This window comes from Ideonella sp. (assembly GCF_035254525.1).
Taxonomy (GTDB): Bacteria; Pseudomonadota; Gammaproteobacteria; order Burkholderiales; family Burkholderiaceae_C; genus Ideonella.
Genome location: NZ_DATFAN010000174.1, coordinates 30632 through 57514 on the forward strand (window position 1 = coordinate 30632; position 26883 = coordinate 57514).

Annotated in this window: 20 protein-coding genes and 1 tRNA gene; 8 read left to right on the plus strand and 13 right to left on the minus strand. The window is 68.5% G+C overall.

The features are described 5' to 3' along the window. Positions 1–66: 66 nt before the first annotated feature. The 3 genes from infB to rimP all read right to left on the minus strand — a co-directional run bounded on the left by infB (position 67) and on the right by rimP (position 5090). Positions 67–2979, minus strand: coding sequence for a translation initiation factor IF-2 (gene infB / locus VJ693_RS18415; protein WP_324156515.1), 2913 nt, complete (start codon positions 2977–2979; stop codon positions 67–69). Positions 2980–3042: 63 nt separating this feature from the next. After that, on the minus strand, positions 3043–4533 hold the full coding sequence (gene nusA / locus VJ693_RS18420; RefSeq protein WP_324156517.1) for a transcription termination factor NusA: 1491 nt from the start codon (positions 4531–4533) through the stop codon (positions 3043–3045). Continuing rightward, on the minus strand, positions 4530–5090 hold the full coding sequence (gene rimP, locus VJ693_RS18425) for a ribosome maturation factor RimP (protein WP_324156545.1): 561 nt from the start codon (positions 5088–5090) through the stop codon (positions 4530–4532). The genes nusA and rimP overlap by 4 nt, the downstream gene beginning before the upstream one ends. A gap of 196 nt (positions 5091–5286) precedes the next feature. Here rimP and fabI point away from each other — a divergent pair, with 196 nt between their 5' ends. Further along, positions 5287–6075, plus strand: coding sequence for an enoyl-ACP reductase FabI (fabI, locus tag VJ693_RS18430; protein WP_324156519.1), 789 nt, complete (start codon positions 5287–5289; stop codon positions 6073–6075). 116 nt (positions 6076–6191) lie between these two features. Here the strand turns inward: fabI and VJ693_RS18435 are convergent, their stop codons facing one another. Continuing rightward, positions 6192–8450 carry an arginine/lysine/ornithine decarboxylase gene (locus tag VJ693_RS18435; RefSeq protein ID WP_324156521.1) on the minus strand — a complete coding sequence of 753 codons (2259 nt, stop codon included), beginning with the start codon at positions 8448–8450 and terminating at the stop codon, positions 6192–6194. Positions 8451–8521: 71 nt separating this feature from the next. Between VJ693_RS18435 and VJ693_RS18440 the strand changes: the two genes are divergently transcribed. The 3 genes from VJ693_RS18440 (at position 8522) to VJ693_RS18450 (ending at position 10068) form a co-directional block, all read left to right on the plus strand. After that, positions 8522–8959: an NfeD family protein gene (locus tag VJ693_RS18440; RefSeq protein ID WP_324156522.1), complete on the plus strand. Its 438-nt coding sequence runs from the start codon at positions 8522–8524 to the stop codon at positions 8957–8959. Positions 8960–9007: 48 nt separating this feature from the next. Further along, positions 9008–9937 (plus strand): stomatin-like protein, encoded by a 930-nt coding sequence (locus VJ693_RS18445; RefSeq protein WP_324156524.1) that lies wholly within the window; start codon positions 9008–9010, stop codon positions 9935–9937. Between the two features lie 40 nt (positions 9938–9977). Then, a tRNA-Ser gene (locus VJ693_RS18450) sits at positions 9978–10068 on the plus strand. A 155-nt stretch (positions 10069–10223) separates the two neighbouring features. Here VJ693_RS18450 and VJ693_RS18455 read toward each other — a convergent pair. Further along, positions 10224–11189, minus strand: a complete 966-nt coding sequence (locus tag VJ693_RS18455) for a LysR family transcriptional regulator (RefSeq protein WP_324156546.1) — start codon at positions 11187–11189, stop codon at positions 10224–10226. A gap of 117 nt (positions 11190–11306) precedes the next feature. Here VJ693_RS18455 and VJ693_RS18460 point away from each other — a divergent pair, with 117 nt between their 5' ends. Both VJ693_RS18460 and VJ693_RS18465 read left to right on the plus strand, forming a co-directional pair. Further along, positions 11307–12743, plus strand: a complete 1437-nt coding sequence (locus VJ693_RS18460; protein WP_324156526.1) for an aldehyde dehydrogenase family protein — start codon at positions 11307–11309, stop codon at positions 12741–12743. A 113-nt stretch (positions 12744–12856) separates the two neighbouring features. Next, positions 12857–15022, plus strand: coding sequence for a sialidase family protein (locus VJ693_RS18465; RefSeq protein WP_324156527.1), 2166 nt, complete (start codon positions 12857–12859; stop codon positions 15020–15022). A 52-nt stretch (positions 15023–15074) separates the two neighbouring features. Here VJ693_RS18465 and VJ693_RS18470 read toward each other — a convergent pair whose 3' ends face one another. From VJ693_RS18470 to VJ693_RS18500, 7 genes are all read right to left on the minus strand, one after another. Next, positions 15075–16430 (minus strand): TolC family protein, encoded by a 1356-nt coding sequence (locus tag VJ693_RS18470; RefSeq protein WP_324156529.1) that lies wholly within the window; start codon positions 16428–16430, stop codon positions 15075–15077. A gap of 4 nt (positions 16431–16434) precedes the next feature. Beyond that, positions 16435–18432, minus strand: a complete 1998-nt coding sequence (locus VJ693_RS18475; protein ID WP_324156531.1) for an ATP-binding cassette domain-containing protein — start codon at positions 18430–18432, stop codon at positions 16435–16437. A 4-nt stretch (positions 18433–18436) separates the two neighbouring features. Beyond that, the gene (locus VJ693_RS18480; protein WP_324156533.1) at positions 18437–19630 is read right to left on the minus strand and encodes an efflux RND transporter periplasmic adaptor subunit; all 1194 of its coding nucleotides are present in this window, start codon (positions 19628–19630) and stop codon (positions 18437–18439) included. Positions 19631–19640: 10 nt separating this feature from the next. Further along, positions 19641–20567 (minus strand): hypothetical protein, encoded by a 927-nt coding sequence (locus VJ693_RS18485; protein ID WP_324156534.1) that lies wholly within the window; start codon positions 20565–20567, stop codon positions 19641–19643. Next, on the minus strand, positions 20564–23389 hold the full coding sequence (galA, locus tag VJ693_RS18490; RefSeq protein ID WP_324156536.1) for a beta-galactosidase GalA: 2826 nt from the start codon (positions 23387–23389) through the stop codon (positions 20564–20566). Before galA ends, VJ693_RS18485 begins: the two co-directional genes overlap by 4 nt. Positions 23390–23410: 21 nt before the next feature. Next, positions 23411–23710 carry a GH39 family glycosyl hydrolase gene (locus VJ693_RS18495; RefSeq protein WP_324156548.1) on the minus strand — a complete coding sequence of 100 codons (300 nt, stop codon included), beginning with the start codon at positions 23708–23710 and terminating at the stop codon, positions 23411–23413. Positions 23711–24220: 510 nt separating this feature from the next. Then, entirely contained in the window at positions 24221–24988 is a 768-nt protein-coding gene (locus tag VJ693_RS18500) for a hypothetical protein (RefSeq protein ID WP_324156538.1), read from the minus strand. A gap of 132 nt (positions 24989–25120) precedes the next feature. Between VJ693_RS18500 and VJ693_RS18505 the strand changes: the two genes are divergently transcribed. Then, the gene (locus VJ693_RS18505) at positions 25121–25342 is read left to right on the plus strand and encodes a hypothetical protein (protein ID WP_324156539.1); all 222 of its coding nucleotides are present in this window, start codon (positions 25121–25123) and stop codon (positions 25340–25342) included. Between the two features lie 68 nt (positions 25343–25410). Next, positions 25411–26502 (plus strand): glycoside hydrolase family 5 protein, encoded by a 1092-nt coding sequence (locus VJ693_RS18510; RefSeq protein ID WP_324156541.1) that lies wholly within the window; start codon positions 25411–25413, stop codon positions 26500–26502. A gap of 74 nt (positions 26503–26576) precedes the next feature. On the opposite strand, the gene VJ693_RS18515 is transcribed toward VJ693_RS18510, so the two are convergent. Continuing rightward, positions 26577–26883 (minus strand): ABC transporter substrate-binding protein (locus tag VJ693_RS18515; RefSeq protein ID WP_324156543.1); only part of this gene is annotated, 307 nt, incomplete at its 5' end.

Below are 26883 nucleotides of genomic sequence, written 5' to 3' on the forward strand. Positions count from 1 at the left end.
TCCCTTCAAAAGCAAGAAACCCCGCCGAAGCCGGCGGGGTTTTCCTGGCATGAAGCCGGACCCGCCTTACAGCGTTCGGGCGACTTCCTTGACTTCGAAGAACTCCAACTGGTCGCCCTCGGCAATGTCGTTGTAGTTCTTCAGCTTGATACCGCACTCGAAGCCTTCCTTGACCTCTCGCACGTCGTCCTTCTCGCGCCGCACCGACTCCACTTCACCCGTGTAGATGACGATGTTGTCGCGCAGCAGGCGGAACTTCGCACCGCGGCGCACCAGGCCCGAGGTGACCATCGAGCCGGCCACGGTGCCGATCTTCGAGGCCACGAAGACCTTGCGGATCTCGGCCGTGCCCAGCGCTTCTTCCCGCTGCTCGGGCGCCAGCATGCCGCTCATCGCCGCCTTCACCTCGTCGACCGCGTCGTAGATGATGTTGTAGTAGCGGATGTCGACGCCATTGCCCTCGGCCAACTTGCGCGCACCGGCATCGGCGCGCGTGTTGAAGCCGATGATGATGGCCTTCGAGGCGATCGCCAGGTTGACGTCCGACTCGCTGATGCCACCGACCGCCGCGTGGACGATCTGCACCTTGACCTCGTCGGTCGACAGCTTGAGCAGCGAGGTGCCGAGCGCTTCCTGCGAACCCTGCACGTCGGCCTTGATGATCAGCGGCAGGGTCTGCGCCTGGCCTTCGCCCATGTTCTCGAACATGTTCTCCAGCTTGGCGGCCTGCTGCTTGGCCAGCTTCACGTCGCGGTACTTGCCTTGGCGGAAGGTGGCGATCTCGCGCGCACGCCGCTCGTCGGCCAGCACCATGAAGTCGTCGCCCGCCTGCGGCACTTCCGTCAGGCCCTGGATCTCGACCGGGATCGACGGGCCCGCTTCGGCGGTGTTCTTGCCGTCCTCGTCGAGCATGGCGCGCACGCGGCCGTAGCTGGCGCCAGCCAGCACGACATCGCCGCGCTTCAGGGTACCCGACTGCACCAGCACCGTGGCCACGGGGCCGCGGCCCTTGTCCAGGCGGGCTTCGATCACGAGGCCCTTGGCCATCGCCTCGGCCGGGGCCTTCAGCTCCAGCACTTCGGCTTGCAGCAGCACCTGCTCGAGCAGTTCGTCGACACCCTGGCCGGTCTTGGCCGACACGGGCACGAACGGCGAATCGCCGCCGAACTCTTCTGGCACGACCTGCTCGGCCACCAGTTCGCTCTTCACGCGCTCGGGGTTGGCTTCCGGCTTGTCGATCTTGTTCATCGCCACGACGATGGGCACGCCCGCCGCCTTGGCATGGTGGATCGCTTCCTTGGTCTGCGGCATCACGCCGTCGTCGGCGGCCACCACCAGGACGACGATGTCGGTCGCCTTGGCGCCGCGGGCACGCATCGCGGTGAACGCGGCGTGGCCCGGGGTGTCGAGGAAGGTGATCATCCCGCGCGGCGTGTCGACGTGGTAGGCGCCGATGTGCTGCGTGATGCCACCCGCTTCGCCCGCGGCCACGCGGGCTCGGCGGATGTAGTCGAGCAGCGAGGTCTTGCCGTGGTCGACGTGGCCCATCACGGTCACGACCGGCGCACGCGGCAGTTGCTCGCCGCCGGCTGCGGCTTCTTCCTCTTCCGAGAAGGCTTCCGGGTCGTCCAGCTTGGCGGCCAGGGCCTTGTGGCCCATTTCCTCGACCAGGATCATCGCGGTCTCCTGGTCCAGCTGCTGGTTGATGGTGACCATCTGCCCCAGCTTCATCAACTGCTTGATGACCTCGGAGGCCTTGACCGCCATCTTGTGGGCGAGGTCCGCCACCGAGATGGTCTCGGGCACATGCACCTCTTGCACCACCGGTTCGGTCGGCGCCTGGTAGGTCGAGCCGCCGGCACCCTCGCGGCTGTCGCCACGGCGGCCTCCGCGCGGTGCACGCCAACCCGGTCGGCCAGCGCCGCTGTCGGTCCTGCCCTTGGCGGCGGCGCCGCGCTTCTTGGCGTCGTCGGCCCAGCTGGACGAGAGCTTCTCGGACTTGACCGACTTCTTGTCACCCGGCTTGGCCGCCGTGGCCGCCGTGGTCGTACCCGGGGCGCCCGGGACGGCCTTGGCCTTGTGGATCGTGCCCTTGATGCCCTCCTTGGCCGCAGCGTCGGCCGGCTTCGGCTCCTCGGGCTTCTTGGCGACCATCACTTTCGCCTTGCGCGACATCATGTCGCGGATGGCGGCGGCTTCGGCTTCGGCAGCCTGGCGGCGCTTGCCCAGGTCGGCCATGCGCTGCTTCTCCTCGGCATCGGCATCGGCGGCCTTGATCACGCGCAGGCCGGGTTTGGGCGTTGCGGCGGGCGCTTCGGCTGGGGCCGGAGCCGTGGCTGGCGAAGGTGCGGCTGCGGCAGGGGCCGGAGCGGCGGCTGCGGGCGCAGCCGGCTCGGCGGCCGGGCCGGCAGCCTTGGCCAATGCGGCCTGGGCCGCAGCCGCCGCTTCCGCGGCGGCCTTCTCGGCCGCGGCGGCTTCAGCGGCGGCGCGCTCGGCGGCTTCGCGTTCGGCACGCTCACGCTCCTCGCGCTGGCGGCGCTTCTCGGCGAGTTCTTCCTCCTGGCGGCGGATCAGCTCGGCCTGGTGGCGCGCCTCCTCCTCGCGGCGGGCGAGTTCGGCCTCGTCGACCACCGGCGCGGCCGGTGCGGCCTCCTCCTCGTGCGCCGTGCCGGGCACGTCGTCACGCTTGACGAAGACGCGTTTCTTGCGCACCTCCACCTGGATGGTGCGCGCCTTGCCGGAGGCATCGGCCTGCTTGATCTCGCTGGTCGACTTGCGCGTCAGCGTGATCTTCTTGCGGTCGCCGACGGCCGTGCCGTGCGAGCTGCGCAGGAATTCAAGCAGACGTTCCTTGTCGGTCTCGGTCAGCGAGTCGTCCGGCGACTTCTTGGCGACGCCGGCCGACTGTAGCTGCTCGAGCAGCGTCGCCGCGGGCCGATTCAGCTCCGTGGCGAGTTGGGCGACGGTGGTCACTGCCATGTCTTCAGTTCCTTGATCTTGATGCCGGTGTCTCGTGGGCGCTTGGGTTGAGGCGGTCGTTGATCAGGCGTTGAACCAGTGTTCACGTGCCTTCATGATCAGCGCCTTGGCCTGCGCGTCGTCCACGCCGGTCATCTCGATGAGTTCGTCGACGGCCAGGTCGGCCAGGTCGTCGCGGGTGTGCACGCCGCCATCGGCGAGCTTGGCGATCAGGTCGGGGGCGAGCCCCTGGCCGTCGAATTCCAGGTCACGAAGGTCCTGCGAGACCTCCTCGACCTTCTCCTCGCGGGCGATCTCCATCGTCAGCAGCGCATCCTTCGCCCGGGTGCGCAACTCGGAGACGGTGTCCTCGTCGAAGCCTTCGATCTCCAGCATTTCCTGCAGCGGCACGTAGGCCACCTCTTCCAGGCTGGTGAAGCCTTCTTCGATCAGGATGTCGGCGACTTCCTCGTCGACATCGAGCTTGTCGACGAACAGCTTGCGGATCGAGCCCGATTCCTCGGCCTGCTTGGCGGCCGATTCCTCGGCGGTCATGATGTTGATCCGCCAGCCGGTGAGCTCCGATGCGAGGCGCACGTTCTGGCCGCCGCGGCCGATGGCGATCGCGAGGTTCTCCTCGTCGACGACCACGTCCATCGCGTGCTTTTCCTCGTCAACGACGATCGACTGCACGTTGGCCGGCGCCAGCGCGCCGATCACGAACTGCGCCGGGTCCTCGGACCACAGCACGATGTCGACGCGCTCGCCGGCGAGCTCGTTGGTCACGGCGGTCACGCGCGAGCCGCGCACGCCGACGCAGGTGCCGATCGGGTCGACCCGCTTGTCGTGCGAAACGACGGCGATCTTGGCGCGCGAACCGGCATCGCGGGCGCAGCTCTTGATCTCCAGCAGCCCCTGCTCGATCTCGGGCACCTCCTGGGCGAACAGCTCGACCATGAAACCCGGCGCCGAGCGCGACAGCATGATCTGCGGGCCGCGGGCGGCCGTGTCGATGCCGGCGATGAAAGCCCGCACGCGGTCACCCGAGCGCAGGTTCTCTTTCGGGATCATCTCGTTGCGCTTCAGGCGGCCTTCGACGCGGCCCGACTCGACGATGATGTCGCCCTTGTCCAGGCGCTTGACGGTGCCGACGAAGATCTTCTCGCCGCGCGAGAGGAAGTCGTTCAGCAATTGCTCGCGCTCGGCGTCGCGGATCTTCTGCAGGATCACCTGCTTGGCAGCTTGCGCACCGATGCGACCGATCGGCACCGATTCGACAGGCTCCTCGATGTAGTCGTCGACCTCGATGTCGTCGATCTGCTCCTTGGCCTCGAACAGCAGGATCTCGGCGTCGGGAATCTGCAGACCCGCTTCGTCTGGCACCACATGCCAGCGGCGGAAGGTCTCGTACTCGCCGGTTTCGCGGTCGACGGTGACACGAATGTCCACCTCGCCACCGTGCAGCTTCTTGGTGGCCTGGGCCAGTGCCGCCTCGACAGCGCCGAACACCACGTCGCGGTCCACGCTCTTCTCGCGCGAGATCGCATCGACCAACATCAGCATTTCGCGGTTCATTGTTGTTGACCTCCGTCAGTTTCGCCGGCCGGTGACTGCGTGGCCGGCGCGCCCTTGCCTCGGCGCCCCTTGAAATCGAGCACCGGCACCAGCCGGGCTTCGCGAACCTCTTCGAAGGCAAAGTCGAGTACCTGATCGACCTTGCCATCGTTGAAAACCAAATGCCATCCCGAGCCCTCGGCAGCCCCTTCGGCGGGAGCCACCAGCGTGCCCTGGAACTTCTTGCGCCCCTGGAAGGGCAGCTTCAGCGTGATCTGCACCAGATTGCCCGCAAACCGGACGTAGTCTTCGACCCGTTTCAGCGGCCGGTCGAGCCCAGGCGACGAGACCTCGAGCCGCGCGTAGTCGGCGCCGGCCACCTCGAGCGCATACTGCAGCTGCCGCGTGACGGCTTCGCAATCCTCGACGGTGACGAATTCGTGCTCGCCCGTCGGGTAGGCCCGGCCAGGAACGCGGTCGATGTAGACACGCAGCAACCCGCCTGCCGAGCGCTCGACATCAACGAGTTCATAACCCAAACCGGTCACCGTCTTCTCGACGGCCTGGCTCCAGCTCATCTGGCGGCAAATACCCTTGCAATCAATGGAAAACCACTCACGCAAAAAAAATGGGCTGGATGAATCCGCCCACTTTTCAAGTGTGTTCACGCAATTCTAGCGAAAAGCGGATTGTAGCCTGCAAGAGCCATACCCGCAAGGCGCGAGAGAAAGAAGTGCGAGAATCCAGCCCCATTCCAACCCCTTCGGAGACTGCATGGGATTCCTCGCCGGCAAGCGCCTTCTGATCACCGGCCTGTTGTCAAACCGCTCCATCGCCTATGGCATCGCCCAGGCTTGCCGCCGCGAAGGCGCTGAGCTGGCGTTCAGCTACGTGGGTGAGCGCTTCAAGGATAGGATCACCGAGTTCGCCGCCGAGTTCGGTTCGAACCTCGTGTTCGACTGCGACGTCGGGGACGATGCCGCCATCGAACGGCTGTTCACCGACCTGAAGACCGCCTGGCCCGAAGGTTTTGACGGGTTCGTCCACTCGATCGGCTTCGCGCCGCGCGAGGCCATCGCCGGCGAGTTTCTCGACGGGCTGACACGCGAGAACTTCCGCATTGCGCACGACATCTCGGCCTACAGCTTCCCGGCGCTGGCCAAGGCGGCGCTGCCCAGCCTGCGCCCCAATGCCGCGCTGCTGACGCTGAGCTACCTCGGCGCCGTGCGCGCCGTGCCGGCGTACAACACGATGGGCCTGGCCAAGGCCTCGCTCGAGGCCAGCGTGCGCTACCTGGCGGCCAACCTGGGCCCCAAGGGCATCCGCGTCAACGGCATCTCCGCCGGCCCGATCAAGACCCTGGCAGCCTCCGGCATCAAGGGCTTCGGCAAGCTGCTGGAGGTCTTCTCGAAGAACGCCCCGCTGCGCCGCAACGTGACGATCGAGGACGTCGGCAATGTGGCCGCCTTCCTGCTGTCCGACCTGGCCGCCGGCGTGACCAGCGAAATCACGTACGTCGACGGCGGCTTCAGCCATGTCATGATCGGCGACGTGCCGACCTGACGGGTGCGGGGCGCGCGCAGCGCCGCCCCATTCAAGTGGCGTGCGCGGATCCGGCTTTGCCGGTCCGCTGCGCGAGCCCCCTCGGGGGGCAGCCCCCGGAAGGGGGCGTGGGGGCCTCAGTCTCTCACGCAATCGACGTAGTAGCGCTTGTCGCCGCCTTCGACCTCCACGCCGACGAGGCCGTGCACGTCGGTGTCGAAGCCCGGGTAGGCCTTGTTGAAGGCGCGGGTGAAGCGCAGGTAGTCGACGATCTTCTTGTTGAAACGCTCGCCCGGGATCAGCAGCGGGATGCCCGGCGGGTACGGGGTCAGCAGCGAGGTCGTGATGCGCCCTTCCAGCTTGTCGACCTCGACCCGCTCGATGCGCCGGCGCGCGATGTTCGCGAAGGCCTCGCTGGGGTTCATCGCCGGGTGCAGGTCCGACAGGTACATCTCGGTGGTCAGCCGCGCGATGTCGCCCTTGGCGTACATCGCGTGGATGCCCTGGCACAGGTCCTTGAGGCCCATGCGCTCGTAGCGCGGGTGCGCCGCGCAGAACTCCGGCAGGATGCGCCACAGCGGCTGGTTCCTGTCGTAGTCGTCCTTGAACTGCTGCAATGCCGTGAGCAGCGTGTTCCAGCGGCCCTTGGTAATGCCGATGGTGAACATGATGAAGAACGAGTACAGGCCCGTCTTCTCCACCACCACGCCATGCTCGGCCAGGTACTTGGTGACGATCGAGGCCGGGATGCCGGTCTCGGCGAACTTGCCCGACACATCGAGCCCCGGCGTGATGATGGTCGACTTGATCGGGTCGAGCATGTTGAAGCCGGCCGCGAGGTTGCCGAAGCCGTGCCACTTCTCGTTGGCCTTGAGAACCCAGTCCTCGGGCTTGCCGATGCCCGCGGTGGCCAGCTTGTCCGGGCCCCAGACCTTGAACCACCAATCGCGGCCGTAGTCCTTGGCGACCTTGCGCATCGCACGGCGGAAATCCAGCGCTTCGAGGATGCTCTCCTCCACCAGCGCGGTGCCGCCCGGCGGCTCCATCATCGCGGCGGCGACATCGCACGAGGCGATGATCGCGTACTGCGGCGAGGTCGACGTGTGCATCAGATACGCCTCGTTGAAGAGGTCGCGATCGAGCTGCACCGTCTGCGAATCCTGCACCAGCACCTGCGAGGCCTGGCTGATGCCGGCCAGCAGCTTGTGCGTGGACTGGGTCGCGTAGACCATCGCTTCCTTCGGCCGGACCCGGCCCTTGCCCATCGCGTGGTAGGTGCCGTAGAACTTGTGGAAGGCGGCGTGCGGCAGCCAGGCCTCGTCGAAGTGCAGCGTGTCGACCCAGCCGTCGAGCGTGTTCTTGATCGTCTCGGTGTTGTAGAGCACGCCGTCGTAGGTGCTCTGCGTGACGGTCAGGATCTTCGGGCGGACAGTCTTCGGGTCGACACCCTGCAGCAGCGGGTGCTTGGCGATCTTCTTCTGGATCGAAGCCTTGCTGAACTCGCTCTCGGGGATCGGGCCGATGATGCCGTAGTGGTTGCGCGTGGGCGTCAGGAACACCGGCACCGCCCCGGTCATGATGATCGAGTGCAGGATGGACTTGTGGCAATTGCGGTCGACCAGCACCACGTCGCCAGGCGCGACGTTGTGGTGCCAGACCATCTTGTTGCTGGTCGAGGTGCCGTTGGTGACGAAGAAGCAGTGGTCGGCGTTGAAGATGCGCGCCGCGTTCTTCTCGCTCGCGGCCACCGGGCCGGTGTGGTCGAGCAGCTGGCCGAGCTCCTCCACCGCGTTGCAGACGTCGGCGCGCAGCATGTTCTCGCCGAAGAACTGGTGGAACATGCGGCCGATCGGGCTCTTCAGGAAGGCCACGCCGCCGGAGTGGCCCGGGCAGTGCCACGAGTAGGAGCCATCCTGTGCGTAGTGCATCAGCGCACGGAAGAACGGCGGCGCGAGCGAATCGAGGTAGCTCTTGGCTTCGCGGATGATGTGGCGCGCAACGAACTCCGGCGTGTCCTCGAACATATGGATGAAACCGTGCAGCTCGCGCAGGATGTCGTTCGGGATGTGCTGCGAGGTGCGCGTCTCACCGTACAGGTAGATCGGAATCTCGGCGTTGCGAAAACGGATCTCGCTGATGAACTTGCGCAGGTTCAGCACCGCCGGGTCCAGCTCGGGCCCAGGCGTGAACTCCTCGTCGTCGATCGACAGGATGAACGCGCTGGCGCGGCTTTGCTGCTGCGCGAACTGCGACAGGTCGCCGTAGCTCGTCACACCGGTCACTTCGAACCCTTCCTTCTGGATCGCCTCAGCCAGCGCGCGAATGCCCAGGCCCGAGGTGTTCTCGGAACGGAAGTCCTCATCGATGATCACGACGGGAAAAGAAAAGCGCTGCATGGCGTCGGCCCCTCTTCGGGCGGGCTGAAAATGGAAAGCGCGAAGTGTAGGGCCGAAGGAAGGAGACGGAGATGACGTGGGATCAATCCACGGCCTGGTGGGTCGCCACCGGGCTGCTGGTGGTGCTGGAGCTGACCAGCGGCACTTTCTACCTGCTGATGCTGGGCATTGGCACGGCGGCCGGGGCACTGGCTGCCCATGCCGGTCTGCCCTTTCCCGGCCAGCTCGTGGCCGCGGCCGCAGTGGGTGGCGCCGCCGTGACCTTCTGGCGCCGCCGCCGCCTGGCACACCCTGCCGCACCGCGTGCTGCCGAGAACCCCGACGTGAACATGGACGTGGGTTCGCGCGTGCAGGTCGACGCCTGGGGCGACGATCGCCAGGCCACGGTGCATTACCGCGGCGCGGCCTGGAACGCCCGCTTCGGCGGCAGCGGCGCGCCTGCCCCCGGTGAGCATGTCATCGTCGCCGTCGAAGGCCTGCAACTCGTACTCGATCGCGCGGTGCGCTGATCACCACCCCATCATCACGACAACCACCACAACAAACGGAAGAACCCGATGGAAATCGTTGCCCTGATTCTCTTTGCCATTGCCGCGCTGTTCATCGTGCGCGCGGTCAAGGTCGTGCCGCAACAGAACGCCTGGGTCGTCGAACGGCTGGGCCGCTACCACGCCACGCTGGCACCGGGGCTGAACTTCCTGGTGCCCTTCGTCGACCGCCTGGCCTATCGCCACTCGCTCAAGGAGATTCCGCTCGACGTGCCGAGCCAGATCTGCATCACCAAGGACAACACCCAGCTCACCGTCGACGGCATCCTTTATTTCCAGGTGACCGATCCGATGCGTGCGAGCTATGGCTCGTCGAACTACATCGTCGCGATCACCCAGCTCGCGCAGACGACGCTGCGCAGCGTGATCGGCAAGATGGAACTGGACCGCACCTTCGAGGAGCGCGAGATCATCAACAGCTCGGTCGTCGCCGCGCTCGACGAGGCCGCCCTCAACTGGGGCGTGAAGGTGCTGCGCTACGAGATCAAGGACCTGACGCCGCCCGCCGCCATCCTGCACTCGATGCAGGCGCAGATCACAGCCGAGCGCGAGAAGCGCGCACTGATCGCGGCGTCCGAAGGCCGGCGCCAGGAGCAGATCAACATCGCCACCGGCGAGCGAGAGGCCTTCATCGCCCGCTCGGAAGGCGCCAAGCAGGCCGAGATCAACAAGGCGCAGGGCGAGGCCGCAGCCATCATTGCCGTGGCCGAGGCCACCGCCAGTGCGATCCGCCAGGTGGCCGCGGCCATTCAGCAGCCAGGCGGCGAGCAGGCGGTGCAACTGAAGGTCGCCGAAAAGGCGGTCGAAGCCTTCGCCCAGCTCGCGCAGAAGAACAACACGATGATCGTGCCGGGGAACATGAGCGAGGTCTCGGCACTCGTGGGCAGCGCGATGGCGCTGATGCGCAGCCCCACCACCCACCCCGGCGTCGCGCGCTGAGCCGCGGAATTGCTGGGCTAGAATGCTCGGCTGTCCCCGCGGAGGGATGGATGAGTGGTTTAAGTCGCACGCCTGGAAAGCGTGTGTGGGTTAACAGCCCACCGCGGGTTCGAATCCCGCTCCCTCCGCCAGAGACCTAGGAAATACGGGCCTTCAAGGCCCGTTCTGCTTTTCTGCCCAGCTTCCTGCCCCGGCGCGCAAGCACGACCCCGTCTGGACGTACCTGGATCAGTTCACCCGCCAGGCGGCCGTGTCCAAGATCGACGGCGGCTGAACTCGACGGCGCTCAGGGGCTGGCTTCCAACGCTACCCCGTTGACGCTGAGGGCCGCCTTTCGCAGCGCCTCCAGCATCGCCCTGCCGGCAGGTGACAGCAGCCGGTCGCTGCGCGTGATCAGGCCATACGCGTCCATCTTGCAAGGCAGCTGGATGGGCAGAACCGCCGCCATGCCGTGCTCCGCGTAGTAGCGCCCCACGTCAGCGGCCAGCACCGCCAGCAGGTCGCTCTGCTGCAGCATCCGCGTGGTGAACAGCAGCGCGGCAGTCTCGATCAGATTGACCGGGGGCTCCAGGCCCTCCTCCCGGAACATCAGCTCGAAGCGGTGTCGCAGGACGCTGCCCGCCGGCGGCACGATCCAGCCTGCGCTGACCAGGTCGCGCAGGCAGAGCTTGGGCATCGCCAGGAGCGGGTGCCCGGGCCGAGCCACCGCGGACGCGGGCTCCTCCACCAGCGGCTGGTAGCGCAGCGCGGTCTTGTCGTGCGTCTCGAACAGGCGTCCGACCATCATGTCGAGCTTGCCCTGCTGCAACCGCTCCATCAGCACGTCGCTGGTTTCGATCTGCACGGCGACGCGCAGACTGGGATGCTCCTGCTTCACCAGTGCGATGGCGGCGGGCATCAACGTCATGCCCGGCGTCGTGATCGCCCCCACGCTCACCTGGCCGAAGCGACCGCTCTTCAGCGCCTCGATCTCATCATGAGCTTGCGAGAGGCTGGCCAGCGCCATGCGGGCGTGGCGGATCATGGTTTCTCCGTACCAGGTCGGCCGCACGCCCCGCGGGAGGCGCTCGAACAGCTGTGCGCCCAGGGCATCCTCCAGGTCCTTCAGCAGCTTCGACGCTGCCGGCTGCGACATGTTGAGCACCTGTGCCGCCCGGTGGATGTTGCCCTCCTCATCCATCGCCACCAGCAGCAGCAGTTGACGCGTCTTCAGGCGGGCGCGGATGAACCAGTGGGTATACGGAACTGACATGGCGGGCTGAACGCGCTGGAGATATCCAAGATCGTATATGGATGGGGCCAGAGAATCCATTGGTCAGTTATCAGTCTGGTTCGTACCATCCCGCGCCATGTGACAGCCCTGCAGACCATGGCCACGCTCAAGCACTACATCAACGGGCGCTGGGAAACCGGCGTCACCCTAGGCACGCGCGAGAACCCGTCCGACCTGTCCGAAACGGTGGCCGAGTTCGCCCGCGCCGATGCCGCGCAGGCCGAACGCGCGATCCGGGCCGCCGCCGATGCGCGCGACGAATGGGCCCTCAGCACGCCGCAGCGCCGCTTCGACGTGCTGGATGCGATCGGCAGCGAAATCCTCGCCCGCAAGGAAGAGCTCGGCCGGCTGCTGGCCCGCGAGGAGGGCAAGACGCTGGCCGAAGGCATCGGCGAGACCACACGCGCCGGGCAGATCTTCAAGTTCTTCGCCGGCGAGGCCCTGCGCATCCCCGGCGAGAAGCTCGCCTCGGTCCGGCCCGGTGTGGAGGTCGAGGTCACCCGCGAGCCGGTGGGCGTGGTGGGGCTGATCGCGCCGTGGAACTTTCCGCTCGCCATTCCCGCCTGGAAGATCGCGCCAGCCCTGGCCTATGGCAACACGGTGGTGTTCAAGCCGGCCGAGCTGGTGCCTGCCTGCGCCAACGCCCTGGCCGACATCATCAGCCGGTCGGGCCTGCCGGCGGGCGTGTTCAACCTGGTGATGGGCAGCGGCCGGCTGGTCGGCCAGACCCTGGTGGACAGCCCCCTGGTCGATGCGATCAGCTTCACCGGGTCGGTGGGCGTGGGCCGGGGCATCCTCAAGGCCACCGCCGCGCGCCAGGCCCGGGTGCAGCTCGAGATGGGCGGCAAGAATCCGCTGGTGGTGCTGCACGACGCTGACGTCGAACAGGCCGTCGATTGTGCGGTGCAGGGCGCGTTCTTCTCCACCGGCCAGCGTTGCACCGCATCCAGCCGGCTGATCGTGACACCCGGCATCTTCGACCGCTTCGTCAACGCCCTGCGCGAGCGCACGCAGGCCCTGGTGGTGGACAACGCCCTGAAGCGAGGCACCGACATCGGCCCGGTGGTGAGCCACGACCAGTTGGAGCAGGACCTGTCGTACGTGGAGATCGGCCGCCGCGAAGGCGCCGAGCTGCTGACCGGCGGCGAGCGCCTGAAGCGCGACACCAAGGGCTACTACATGAGCCCGGCGCTGTTCATCGCCGACCCGCAGCACCGCATCGCCCGCGAGGAGATCTTCGGTCCGGTGGCCTGCGTGATCCGCGCCCGCGATGCGGAGCACGCGCTGGCCCTGGCCAACGACACGCCCTTCGGCCTGTGCGCCGGCGTGTGCACGACGAGCCTGAAGCATGCCGCGCACTTCAAGCGCCACGCGAAGGTGGGCATGGTGATGGTGAACCTGCCCACCGCGGGCGTGGATTTTCACGTCCCCTTCGGCGGCCGCAAGGGCTCGAGTTACGGACCACGCGAGCAGGGGCGCTACGCCGCCGAGTTCTACACGACGGTGAAGACCGCCTACATCGGCGCGAAGTGAGCTTCGACATCCACAGTGGTCGCTGACGCACCGGCCTGGCCAGGGCAGCACGCGGCCCTTCTTTCCGGCCGGGTGGAACCGGCATTCATGACAGCAACAGTAGGAGACATTGCGTGAAAGCAAGCCAACGCCTGACCCTCATCGCCAGCCTCGTCGCAGGCCTGTGCACCGTGGGCGGGCCCGTCGCCGCGGCGACAAGTGAAACCTATGCATGGAAGAACGCAGCCTGGGGTGGCGGCGGCTTCGTCACCGGCACCCTTTTCCATCCCAAGGTGCAAGGCCTGGCCTACGCCCGCACCGATGTGGGCGGCCTTTACCGGCGTGACCCGGGCTCGACCAAGTGGACGCCGCTCATGGACCACATCATCCGGCCCGACTCGCAACTGACCGGCGTGGTGTCGGTCGCGGTCGATCCGCGCGACCCGAGCAAGGTCTACGCCGCCGGCGGCATGTACCTGCCCTGGTGGGGCCATCCGGCGGCGATCTTCCGCTCGTCCGACCGCGGCCGGACCTGGGTGCGCACCGACCTGCCCATCAACCTCGGCGGCAACTCCGACGGCCGCGGCACCGGCGAGCGGCTGGTCGTCGACCCGAACAACGGCTCCATCCTGTTCCTCGGCACCAACCAGGACGGCCTGTACAAGTCCATCGACGGCGGCGCGACCTGGGCCAAGGTCACTTCCTTCGGCCCGAGCAGCGTGAACTTCGTGCTCTTCGACCCGGCTGGCAAAAAGGGCCAGCCCACCAAGACGCTGTACGCCGGCGTGGCCACCACGACCGAGGCGAGCCTCTACCGCTCCACCGACGCCGGCGCCACCTGGACCGCCGTGCCGGGCGGCCCGGCCGGCCTGATGCCGCTGCAAGGCGCGCTGGACGCCAACCGCAACCTGCTGCTGACCTACTCCAACTTCTTCGGCCCCAACGGCGTCTCGTCGGGCGGCGTGTGGAAGTTGGCACCGCCGACGCTGTCCTGGTCGGACATCTCCCCCGAGCCCGGCACCTACTTCGGCTACGGCGGCGTCAGCGTCAGCGCCACCGATCCCAACGTGATCGTCGCCACCTCGCTGAACCGCTGGTGGCCCGGCGACGAGGTCTATCGTTCGAACAACGGCGGAGCCTCCTGGGAGCCCTTGCGCACCAAGAGCACGATGAACGACAGCGGCTACAGCTGGCTGACCGCCTACTCCGGCGGCGACCTGCAGGGCCACCTCGGTCATTGGATGACCGACATCGACATCGACCCGTTCGATCCCGGCCACGTCATGTACAACACCGGCTACGGCCTCTGGGAGAGCGGCACCCTCGCCGCCGACACGCCGCAGTGGAACTTCGCGGTCAACGGCCTGGAAGAGACCTGCATCACCCGCATCATCTCGCCGCGCCGCGGGGCGAGCGTGCTCGCCACGCAAGGCGACGTGGGCGGCGTGCGCTACGCGAAGAACTTCAAGAGCACCCAGGGCTACTTCGCCGAGCCCAACGTCACCAACCTCGACATCGACACCGCGGAGCACAACTCCAACCTGGTGGTGCGCACGGCCACCAGCGGCTTCGGCGCCTACATCTCGAGCGACAACGGGGTGACCTGGTCGCACATGCCGAGCTCGCCGGTCACCACCAATGACGGCGGCTCGATCGCGGTGTCGGCCCGCGGCAGCTCGATGGTGTGGGTCCCGGGCGGCCAGTCGGCCCACTACTCGACCGACGGTGGCGCCAGCTGGACCCCCTCCACCGGCTACCCGACAGTCGGCAGCTTCTTCTCCGGCACCTTCGTGCGCCCGGTCGCCGATCGCGCGGTCGACGGCCTCTACTACGCCTACGACTTCAACACGGGCAACCTGCTCGAGAGCGTCGACGGCGGCCGCAGCTTCAGCGTCAGCCTGGGCGGCCTCGAGGTCCTGCCATCCTGGGGCTCGCAGAACTCGCTGGTGTCCATCCCGGGCGGCAAGGCGCGCGACTTGTGGCTGGGCACGCCCAATGGCCTGTACCACATCGACGGCGCGGGCGCGCCGGCGCAGAAGCTGCCCAGCGTGCAATTGGCCGCCGCCGTCAGCTTCGGCGCGCCTGCGCCGGGCGCCACCTACCCGGCCCTCTTCGTGGCCGGCGTCGTCGATGGGATCAACGGCATCTGGCGCTCGGACGACCAGGGCGCGAACTGGGTGCGCATCACCGACGACGCGCACGAGTTCGGCGGTGTCAATACGCTGGCCGGCGACCGGCAGCTCTACGGCCGGGTCTACCTCGGCACGGGCTGCCGCGGCGTGATGGTCGGCACCCGCTGAAACAGCGCCGAGGGCCTGCCGTGCATCGTGTGCGGCAGGCCTGAGACGGGCCTCAGCCAGCCACCAGCGCCCGCTGCAGCGCCACGGCATTCAGCACTCGGCGCAGGCCGAGCTGCTGGGTGTCCTGCTCAGCCGCCAGGCGCGCGTTGCGCGCCTGCAGCCAATCCAGCCGGCTGATGGCGCCCACGGCCAGGCGCAACTCGGCCAGGCGCTCGCCCGTGCGGGCCTCGGCCAGACGGCGGGCCTGCGCCGCTTCTTCCTCCTGCAGCCTCGCCTGCTCGGCGGCGAGTTGCTCGATCTCGACCAGCGCGCGATGCATGGCGTCGCGCAGCGCCAGGGCCGCGACTTCGTGTTCGCCCTGCGCGTCCAGGCGCTGCAGGTCGAGGCGCCGCCAGTCGATCATCGGAACGAGCAAGGTGCTGCCCAACCGGGCCAAGGGGTGTTCCAGCCACTCGCTCCAGCGCGTGCCGCCGGTGCCCAGGGCCAGGTCGAACCTCAGCTGCGGATAACGCGCCGCCTCGGCGCCGCGCAGCCGCTGGAGCGCGGCATCGAGCGCGGCCCGCGCCTGTTGCACGTCGGGACGACGGGCGAGCACCTGCTCGGGCGATTCGCTGGCGCGCCAGTCGGCCGGCGGCTGCGAAGGCAGCGCCGGTGCTGGCGGCGGCACGAATGCCGGGTCCGCGAGCAACAGGCCGAGCTGCAATCGCTGCCGCGTGGCCAGCTCGGCCTGCTGCGCCGCCTGCAGGCGCAAGCCCTGCAGCGTGGCGGCGGCCTTGTCGATCTCGATCGGCAGCAGCTTGCCTTCCCGCACCCGCAGCCGTGTCAGCGCCACCGCCTGCTCGGCGCCGTCGATCTGCAGCGCCAGGCCGGGCGCCTGGGCGGTGGTCACGGCCAGCGTCCACCAGGCCTCGGCCACGCGCGCGCGCACCAGCACACGCGCGGCGGCCCAGTCCGCCTCGGCGGCACGCGCCTGCGCCGAGGCCGCCTGCTGCGCGTGAGCAAGGCGCTGCCACAAGTCGACCTCGTAGCTGGCACCGAGGTTCACCGACACCGAACGCTGCAGCGGGGCGTCGCCGTCGAGCGCGCGGGTGGCCCCGGCGGCGGCGTCCAGCGCGGGCGTGGGCTGGCGCGCCAGCCCGGCCATCCGATCCTGTCGCTGCGCCGCCTGCCAACGCAGCAGTGCCTGCGCGATGTCCCGGTTGACCGCCAGCGCGCGCTCCTGCAGCCGTTCCAGGGCCGCGTCGGTCGGCCCGACCCACTGCCCGGAGGTTGGTGTGGCTTGCAGCGTCGCCCAGGCCGCAGGCGCGGCCATGACCGGCGCGTCGTCCGGTGACGTCGGCAAGGCGCAGCCAGCCAGCAACGCCGCCATCGCCCAGGTCCCGCGGCGCAGCCGCTTGCTCATCGTCATCACCTTACTCCCTCGCCAGCGCATCGACGGGGCTCAGGGCCGCCGCCCGCCTGGCCGGCAGCGTGCCGAAGACCAGGCCGACGACGCTCGACACCCCGAAGGCGACGAGCAGCGCGCCCCCGCTCACCTCGACCTGCAACCCGCTCTGCACCCGGTTCAGCACCTGCGCCGCGAGCCAGCTCAACAGGACCCCCGCCACGCCGCCGAGGCAGCACAGCAGCACCGCCTCGACCAGGAACTGCAGGCGCACGTCGGCCTGTCGCGCGCCCACCGCCATGCGGATGCCGATCTCGCGCGTGCGCTCGCTCACCGAGACCAGCATGATGTTCATCACCCCCACGCCGCCCACGAGCAGCGAGATCGCGCCCACGCCGGCGAACAGCAGCGACATGACGCCGGTCACCTGCTGGAACTTGCGGAAGTCCTCGTCCGCGCTCCAGATGCCGAAGTCCTCAGCGCCGTGCAGGGCCCTCAAACGGTAGGAGATCTGCTTTCGCAGTTCGTCCGGCGGCACGGTGACGTCGAGCAGCACGTTGAAGTTGTCGGCATCGATGCGCAGGTCCAGCTTCTGCGCGAAGGTGGTGTGCGGCACGAAGACGCGGCCCAGCCAGGAGCCGAACTGGGCGAAGCCGCCGCTGTCGGCCACCACGCCGACGATCGTGACCGGCAGGGCCACCCCTTCCGGAGCGGCGGCGCCCATGCCAGCCGGCTGGACCTGAGGCGCCACGAGCAGCGTGCGCCCGATCACCACCTCGCCCGGCCGGAACAAGTGGTCGCGCGCCTTGTCGTCGATCAGCGCCACCTGGGCGCGCGAATCGAAGTCGCGCTGCGTCAGCTCGCGCCCCTGCACCACCTTGAGCTTGCGCATCGCCAGCGTGTGGGCCTCGGTGCCGAGCACGCTCACCATGCTGTCGCGGCTGGCATGGCGCGCCGTCATCTGCGCCTCGCGTTCGAAGGTGACGCCCCGCACGCCGGGCAGCGCCCGCACCGCGGCCAGCTCGGACGGCAGGAAGGGCCGCGGCACCGTGCCCGGCGGCAGCGCCGGGTTGCCACGGTAGACGAGGATGCGGCCCTGCATGAAGGCGCCCACGTCGCGCTCGACGCTGCCACGCGCCGCGCTGGTCAGCGCCACGATGCTGACCACGGCGGCGATGCCGATGCTGATGCCCAGCATCGACAGCACCGAGCGCAGCCGGTTGCCCAGCAGCGCCTGCAGCGCCGACTGCAGCGCTTCGTGCCACTGCCCGCGCAGCCGCTGCCACCAGCCGCCGCTGGCCGGAGCGGCGTCCTCCGCCGACGGCGCGGCGGGGTGGTGACCAGCCGGCGTGCCGCTGTCGCGCACGACGCGCCCGTCGCGCAGCTCGATGATGCGCCGGGCGTGCGCCGCCACCGTGGCATCGTGGGTGACGAGGATGATGGTGTGGCCGCGGCGGTGCAGCTCGGCCAGCAACGCCAGCAGCTCGGCCCCCGACTGCGAATCCAGGGCACCGGTGGGCTCGTCGGCGAGGATGATCTGGCCGCCGTTCATCAGCGCGCGGGCGATGGACACCCGCTGCTGCTGGCCGCCGCTCAGTTCGTTGGGCTTGTGGTGCAGCCGCGTCCCGAGCCCCAGGCGCTGCAGCAGCGCCTGGGCGCGCTCATGGCGCGCTCCGGCGGCCACGCCGGCGTACACGGCAGGCAGCCCCGCGTTGGCGCGCGCGTCCAGGTGCGGCAGCAGGTGGTAGCGCTGGAAGATGAAGCCGAAGCGCTCGCGGCGCAGCGCGGCGAGCTCGTCGGGCGACAGCGCACCGGCATCGCGGCCGTCGATCGCCAGGCGGCCGGCGGTGGGCACGTCCAGGCAGCCGAGCAGGTTCATCAAGGTGCTCTTGCCCGAGCCGGACTGGCCCATGATGGCCACGAATTCGCCCGCCTCGATGGCCAGGTCCACGCCATCGAGCGCCAGCACGTCGATGTCGCCCAGCCGGTAGTGCCGGCCGACTCCGGCAAGCTCGATCAGCGCCACCGCGTCAGACCGACGAAGCGGCGGCGGCCGCGGCGGAGGCAGCGTCGGCCGGCGGCGGCGCAAGCAGCACCTTGTCGCCGGCCTTCAGGCCCTCGGAGACCTGCACCTTCGCGCCGTCCTGCAGGCCGGTGCGGATGCTGCGCGGCTCGGGCTTGCCGTCCCGGCCCAGCACCTGCACGGCGTAGCGGCCGTCGTCGCCGCGCGCGCCCAGCGCCACCATCGGGATGGCCAGCACCTTGTCGGCCCGGCCGGTCTCGATGCTCACCTGCACCGTCATGTCGGACAGCAGCCGGCGCTCGCGGTTGGGCACCTCGAACAGCACGTTGTAGAAGACCGCGTTGCCCGCGCGTTCGGGAATCGGCTGGATCACCCGCACGCGGCCCTCGTGGCGCTGGGCCTCGCCGGCCAGGGTGACGAAGCTCGCCTTCTGCCCCGGGCGAACCTGGCCGATGTCGGCCTCGGGCACGCGCGCCCGCACGGTGATCTCGTCGAGGTCGGCCAGCGTGACCATCACCGGCGTCACCTGGATCGCGATGACGGTCTGGCCCTCCTGCACCGGCAGGTTCACCACCGTGCCGCCGATGGGTGCCGTGATGGCGGTGTAGCCCAGTCGCAGCCTGCGCTGCACGAGCTCGGCCTGCAGCCGGTTCAAGGTGGCCGTCTGGCCGCGCAGGTCGGCCTCGAGCCGGGCGAGCTCGGTGTCGGCGCGCTCGGCTTCGGCGGCGGCCGTGGCCTCGCCGCCGAGCAGGCGGTGCTGGCGCTCGGCCTCGCGGCGTGCCAGGCCTAAGCTGGCGCGCGTGCTGTCGATCAGCGCCGCCTGTTGCGCCACGGCGGCGTCGGCCTGGGCCACATCGCTTTCGGCGAGCGCCGGGTCCAGGCTGACCAGCAGCTCGCCCTTCTTCACCTGCTGGCCGAGCTGGACGTGGATCTTCTGCACCTGGCCGCTCACCTGGGCGCCGACATCCACTTTCGTGCGCGGCTGCAGCACGCCGGCGGCCAGCACTGTCTGCGTGATGTCGGCGGCCGCGGCCTCGCCGGTGGGCGGAGGCGCTGGCGGGGTGCGTGGCGCGAAAGCGCTCCAGGCGGCGGCGCCGGCGGCGGCGAACACCGCCAGCAGCCCGATGCGGACCCACCACGAGCGCCAGGCGCGTCGAAGGCGCCCTGCCGGGCGCGCGCGGGCGTTCATGCTTTCCGTCATGGCTTCTCCCTCACTCTTTCTTGTTCGAGCGCCGATGGTAGGCGTCGTAGACCTGCTGCGCCAAGGCCTCCGCCTCACGCTGCTGTTCTGGGGTCAATGGCGGAAGCTTGGAAAACCGCTCCAGCTTGGCGATGAGCTCCCGGCTCGATGCGGCGCTGCCGGGGTTGCCTTCGCCGACGATGCACAGCCAGGCTTCCTTGTAGGCCTCCCGCTCGGTGCGGCTCGTGCCGTAAGCCTGCGAGTCCACCATGAACGCGTACGACGTCAGCGCGCCAAGGTCCCCGGCCTGGGCCAGCTGGCGCACCTCGGCCTGCAGCTTGTCGACCATCGCCGGATCGGCCTCGGCCTTGCCGTCGTGGGTGAGCCAGGTCAGGTAGGACATCGCCGCACCGGGCGCACCGCCTTCGTAGGCCTTCTGGAACAGCTCGCCCCGGCGGGCCAGCGTGGAGTCGTCGAAGACCTGGCAGCGTCGCGCGTCGCTTTGCGCGCGGTCGACTTGTTCGTTGGTGATGCCGCCGAACGAGTCGAGGAATTTCCTGATGGACTCCGGCACGAGCGAGATGATGTCGCGCGTGACCTGCATGGCTTCGGCCGCCTTCGCCGCGTGAGCACAGAACTGCAGCACGTTGGCCGCCTTCTGCGCCTCCTGCGCGCTGCCACTGCCGAACCCCAGCTGGACCTTGCGCAGCAGGTCGGCCGCGGAGTCGTTGCCGAACGGCCCTGGGGGTGGCATGGCCGATGCGGCCGATGCCGAAGCTGCCGCAGATGGGGGTGAGACCGGCGTCGGCGCCGCGCTCGGCTCGGCCGCCTGCGGCAGCGCCTCGGGCGCGGAAAGGGGCACGGCCGTCGAAGGCACGCTCGCCGACGATCGTGAGTACATCCAGCCCGCGCCGGCCAACGCGATGGCCACCGCGGCGATCCATGGGCCCTTGCTCACTGGGCCGCCGCCTCGACGACAACACGGCCCAGAATGCCCGACGGCTGGCCCCGCTGCGCCTCCACCAGCACGGTGACCTCGCGCCGCGCCGCCCCCTTGGGCAGCAGGACCGCGAACGGTGCGGCATCGGTCGTCGCCTTCTCGCCGAGCTTGACGCCGTCGACCCAGACCTCGGCCTTGCCGGCGATGGCGCCGAAGGCCAGGCGTCCGCGGCCGTCGTTGCGGTCAGCGCGCACGGAGAACCCGGTGCGGTACAGGCGGAAGAGCTCGGCTTCCGGCCCGCGGCGGATCGGCGGCTCGTCCCAACCCCAGGAGTTCATGTCGGTCTCGGCCAGCTTGACGTTGGGGTCGGGCCGCTGGGCAAAGGCGGGCGAGACGCGCCAGCTCAGCAGCGGCGTCGTGGGCTCGGCGGTCGGCACGCTCGGCGGCGCGCTGGCGGCCTGCAGGGCAATCACCGTTTCAGCGCCTTGCACGCCCTGCGCCGAGGCGCGCAGCTTCAGCACGCCGCGGCCGTTGCGACGGCTCTGCACGATCACCTGCGCCAGGCCGTTGAACAGGCTGCGCTCGCTGGCCTTGTCCGCCTCGTGCGAGTTCGGGTCGCCGTTGCCGACGCCGATGATCGCGCCCTCGCCTTGCGCCTCGAAGCTCACGCGCAGGTTCGAGGTGGGCACCGGTCGGCCTTGCGCATCGACCGCGCTCACCGTCACCGGCACCGCGTCGAGCCCGTCGCCCGCGAGTGCGGTGCGATCCGGCATGAGCAACAGCCGCGCGGGCGCCCCGCTCGTCTCGACGGTGTCGCGTGCCAGCTCCTTGCCGGCCTGCAGGGCGACCGCCTCGATGCGGCCCGGCGCATAGGGCACCTGGAAGTGCGCCATCTCGAACGGATCGACGTCCTGCTCGCCGACGATCGCGCCGTTGAGCAGCAGCCGCACGCGCGGCGCATTGCTCGCCACCATCACGTGCACCGGCTGACCCTCGCGCCCCGGCCAGTTCCAGTGCGGCACCAGCTTGACGACCGGGCGGTCCTTCAGCTTCGTCCACTGGGCCTGGTGGATCCAGAACGCGGTCTTGGGGAACGCGGCCAGGTCCATCGCGCCGAAAAATGAGCTGGCGCTGGGCCATTCGAACGGCGTCGGTTCGCCGCGGTAGTCGATGCCGGTCCAGATGAACGAACCGGCGATGAATGGCCGCTGGGCGATGGCACGCCAGGCGTCGCGGTGGGTGTTGCCCCACGAGGACGGCTCCTCGTCGTAGCTGGCCAGGACTTGCGCCGCGCGGTCGCTCACGAACGCGCCGCGCGTCATGAAGGCCGAGGTGTCCTCCGTGCTCGTCATCGGCCGCTTCGGATACGCGCGGTGGTAGGCGTCGTAGGTGCCGATCTGGTAGTTCACGCCCACGACGTCGAGCGCATCGGACGCGTTCAGGCCGGCCATCAGGCCGCCGTGCATGGCCCCCGTCACCGGGCGCGTGGCATCGAGCTTCCTGATGGCCGCGACCATGCGGCGCGCCATCTCGTAGCCGGCCTCGGTGCTCTGCAGCGGCTCCTCGTTGAAGATCGACCACAGGATCACGCTCGGGTGGTTGCGGTCGCGCCGCACCAGCCAGGTGAGCTGCTGGAGATAGTCGGGCGAGGGGTTGAAGTTGCGGTTCTCGTCCATGACGAGCAGGCCCATCCGGTCGGCCATGTCCAGCACTTCGGCCGCCGGAGCGTTGTGCGCGAAGCGGATCGCGTTGACGCCCATCTCCTTCAGGCGGCGCAAGCGGAACTCCCAGATCGACTCCGGCACGGCCACGCCCACCCCGGCATGGTCCTGGTGGACGCACACGCCGTACAGCTTCAGCCCCTCGTCGTTGAGGAAGAAGCCCTTGTCCGCATCGAAGCGGATGGTGCGAAAGCCGGTCTGCACTTCCGTGCGGTCGAGTTCGTTCGTGCCCTCGCGCAGCACCGCGCGAACGCGGTACAGCTGGGGATCATTCAGCGACCAGAGCTTGGGCCTGCGCACTTCGAGGCTCGTGCGAGCGACGGCCGAATCCAAGGCGCCGACCTGTGCTCGCAGGCTGCCCTTGGCGACCTCGGTGCCTGCCGGGTCGAACACCGTCACGTCGATCACCGCGCTGCGAGCGGCCTTCGCGCTGCTTTCCAGCGTCACCTCGACCGGCAGCGTCCAGCGGCCGTCCTGCTTCACCGGATTGGCATGCAGGCCGTCGGTGGCGATGTGCAGCGCATCGCGCTTGACCAGCCAGGTGTGGCGGTAGATGCCGGCGCCCTCGTACCACCAGCCTTCCATCGCGTTGGCGTCGACCCGCACGGCGATCGTGTTGGGGTCATCGCCATACCGCACGAACGGCGTGATGTCGATCGAGCGGCCGTTGTAGCCCGACCAGTTGTGGTTGACGACGACCCCGTTCACCCACACCGTGCTGTGGGTGGCGATCGCGTCGAACTGCAGCTCGAGGTGGCGGCCACGGTCGGACTCGTCCAGCTTCAGGTAGCGCCGGTACCAGCCGATGCCGCGCGGGCGGTAGCCCTGCGAGGCGTTCTCGTTGCGATCGAACGGGCCTTCGACGGCCCAGTCATGCGGCAGATCCAGGCGCCGCCAACCCGAGTCGTCGAAGTCGGCCGAGGCGGCCCCCCAGGCGCCATTGGCCTTGCCATTGTGGTAGCTCATGCCGTGGCCCTTGACGGGCGGCGCCGGGACCTCGCCGAGGTGGAAGAGCCAGCCCGTGTCGAGCGACAGGCGCTCCCGGCTGGCGGCCAGCGCCGGCAATGCGAAGGTCAGCAGCGCGAGCAAGGCGCAGGCACGGCGGATAAGTGGGTGCATGTTCTTCTGGCAGACGGAGGTCTAGTTGAGGGCGGGTTCCAGCGTGACCAGCACGACATCGTTGCTGCGCATCGGCAGGTGCCATTGCTTGGGCGAGCCCATCTCGAAGTAGGCGGTGTGCGCATCGAACCAGGCCGGCTTGCGGACGCCCTCACGGGTCATCAGGCCGAATCCGCCATGGAAGGGCCGATCGGGTGGGCCTGGCTCCTCGAAGAGGTCGCTATGAGTCCAGTAGCTCATCGCCTGCGCGAAGCCGCGGGTGCCGCGCAGCTTCGTGAGGATCCACGACGCGTGCCGCCGCCGACGATGACGATCTTGCAGACTGCCTTGTCATTCATGTGCCACTCCGGGGCGGGCTCTGGAGCCGATATTGGTAAGACCAGAATCGGCGCAAGGATACACGGGCAGGTCGACTGTTCGCCGCCCTCGCAGAGGCAATTTCCTCGACTTGGGGGCGGATACCACAGTAAGGCCGATTCGCACCGCTTGCCTCACTGATATGGCGAAGCTGGTCAGACCGGCAAAAGATGGACTCCCGGCCATGAGCGGGCACTCGAGCAGCTCAGTCCGAGTGCGGGTCGAGAGGCGGTTCGTCGGAGCCGACGGTCCCCAGCTGTCGACTCGGGCGGTGCAGGATCGTCGTCCTGGTGGAACCTCCCTACGCGTAGAGACGCCCGGCCCTCAGACATGGGCAGGCCGATGTGAACCCGGTCGAGGAGCTTGGCTTCATGCACACCCGCGACCTCGCCGACCCCGCTGGGCACATGTGGGGAATATTCTGGATGGATCCGGCGGCGATTCCGCCCGCTGGTCAACAGAGCTGAGAGGCGATCAGCCCGCGGTCCAATCGGCGTGGCCGTGGCGGTCGAGCCAGGCAACGACGGCCTCCCAGTTGCTGACGCGCGTCGCCAGCGGGGTGGGGTTCTGGCGCAGGCGCACGATCCGCAGCTCGGGGCTGACGTCCACACCCAGGAATTCGAGCACCTCGACGAAGCGCTCGTCCAAGGTTTCGCTTTGCAGATGCATCACGCCGGCGCGGCCCGCAATGCGCTGGTTGAAATTTGCGTAGCGCTTCGTCGAGAGCTCGACGAAGCGGGCCAGGTGGTCGATGTCGACCTCGATGGCTGCGGGCGCTGCGTCCGCAGCGGCGCCGCCCTTGCCGGTAACCTTTGGCTCACCACCCTTGGTGGCCAAGGCAGTCCACTGCCCCGTCGTGCGCGCCGTCTGCGTCGAGACGAACTGCGCGAGCTTGTTGCCGCGCTCCAGCACGATGAGCCGGTAGCGCGGGTCGGCGCGGACGTGCTGGCGCACATCCGGGTGGTGCTTGAGGAACAGCTTGAAACCGAACAGGCGCTTTGCCGGGAAGGCCTGGTCCGACAGCGCCGCCACCTGCTCGAGCGCGACGAGCGGTTGCGCATCGCGCTCCTCGATGCTGGGCAGCCGCGCCTTGAATTCGCCGGTCAGCGCCGAGTACACGGTGTGCCGGTTGAACAGCTCGCGGTGACAGGCGATCTCGGGATGTTCGTTCAGGCGCGTGGTCAGGTATTCCGAGCCCGTGCGTGCCTGGGCGATCACACAGAAACGTTGCGAATGGCCCATGCCACGCATGATACGAAACGGCAGATCGCCGAGGCGGGCCCTGTTCCCCTCGTTTGGGATGCTTGCCCTCTACCGGGACGGCACGATCTCACTTACGATCGCGTCGCCAACGGTTGGCGCAAGGGGACGTGAGTGAAATTCAGCCAGGACGCTCTTCTCAACGCGGCAGCCACCATCGTGGCCGGCCAACTCCAGGCGCGCGCTGCGAGCCAAGCCATGGCCGGCGGCGACGACGTGAGCCAAATGCTGCTCGAGGCGATGACGCAGGTATTGGGCGGCATCGACCTGATGGAAGAGCAGGCCAAGTCCGAATCAATGGACCTTTGGGAGCGCTTCGGCACGAGCGAACGCTGACACGACGCGCTCTGGCCTGCTGGAGGCATGCAGATTGCCGCCGTGGGGGAGCGCGAAAGGAAGCCACCATGTCCACCCGCCGATCGATGCTGAGGCTGCCGCTGCTCGGCCTGCCGCTTGGCCTGTCCGTCAGCCGGCCCGCCCTGGCCGCGCCACCGCGCCTGACGCTGCGCGGGCCGGACATCATCGATCCCAGTGGCCAGCCCATCATCCTGCGTGGGTGGAACTGGGGTCACTGGGAGCAGATCCTGCCCCAGGACGCCGCGGAAAACGTCGCCCAGGGCGCCAACGTCGTCCGCATCCCGCTGCGCTGGTGGGGCAAGTACCGCACCAAGAATGTCGACAGCCGCGACGACGCGGCCACCGCCACGGCCGGCATCGCACCCGCCAACTTGCAGCGTCTTGACGAAGCGATCCGGTCGGCCTCGAGCGCCAAACTGTGGATCGTGCTGTTCATCGATTCCGACTGCGGGCAGAACGGCACGCAGCCGGACGGGCGGCGCTACTGCGATCCGAGTGACCAGTACGGCAACAACGGTCACAATTTCTGGACCGATCCGCCGATGCGCAAGAAGTTCGTCGCCATCTGGCGCTTCGTGGCCAACCGCTACAAGGACACGCCCTACCTGGGCATGTTCGAGCCATTGCCGGAGTTGAACCCGCCTGGCGTATCGCCCGCCGAGATCAAGGCGTTCTATGCCGAGTTGATGGGCACCATCCGCGAGGTCGCGCCCGGCGTGCCCTTCCTGATCGGTGGGCGACACTACCAGACCAAGGCGATGGACGAGGTCTACGACCCGGCCTGGAAGGACGTGGTCTACACCGGCAACCTGTTCCTGCACGCCAAGGCCCGCGGCACCGACGAGGCCAGCCTGGCCGACTACCGCGAGCGCGTCAAGCAGCTGGTGGACTTCCGTTCGCGGCACCAGGTGCCCGTGTTCGTGCAGCAGATCGGCGTGCGCTCGCGGGACGACCCGGATCGCCGCGGCGTGAAGGAGATGATGCAAGCGATGGTCGCCAACCGCATCGGGTTCACCTGGTGGACCTATCGCGGCGCCGGCAATCCCAACGAGTTCTCGGTGGTCTACCCGCAGGGCAAGGAGTGGGTGGTCAAGCGCGACTGGATGGATGCGATCTCGTCGACGTTCAAGCAGCGCTGAGAGGCACGGCGCTGCGCAGGCACGAAAAAAGGCCCCGCGTCGCGGGGCCTCTTGCTGGGTGATCGAGCCGACGATCAGCGCACGACGGCGATCTGTTCGCGGTTGCCACCCTTGTAGGTGAACAGGGTCAGCGCACCGTTCTTGATGTCGCCCTTCTCGTCGAAGGCGATGGTGCCGGTCACGCCCTTGTAGCCGCTGGTCTTGGCGAGCACCGGCAGGTACTTGGCCGGTTCGGCCGAACCGGCCTTGACCATCGCATCGACCATCACCATCGTCGCGTCATAGACGTACGGGGCGTAGATCTGCACATCGGCACCGAACTTCTTCTTGAAGTCGGCCTTGAACTTCTCCATGCCGACCTTCTGCGCGCCCTCGACGCCA